General features: G+C 42.2%; 1 protein-coding gene. It reads left to right on the forward strand.

The features are described 5' to 3' along the window. Positions 1-211 (forward strand): transposase (locus GPK83_RS17410; protein WP_215705124.1); only part of this gene is annotated, 211 nt, incomplete at both ends.

A 211-nucleotide genomic window follows, 5' to 3' on the forward strand; every position in this document is an offset into this window, starting at 1 on the left:
TGTACAAAGCAAAGTCATGGCCTTACGAACGGCGTGTGGTATGCAAGGTTGAAAAGCCGGAAAACCAGATGGTTTACATGTACACCTTTGTTGTCACAAACATGGATTCCTCACCAGGGTATCTTATCAAATTTTACTGCAAGCGAGGGCTGATGGAAAACTTCATCAAAGAAAGTAAATCCGGTTTTGATTTTGCTTCCGTAAGCAGTCA

The organism is Clostridium sp. MCC328 (genome assembly GCF_018785465.1).
Lineage (GTDB): Bacteria > Bacillota > Clostridia > Lachnospirales > Lachnospiraceae > Pilosibacter > Pilosibacter fragilis.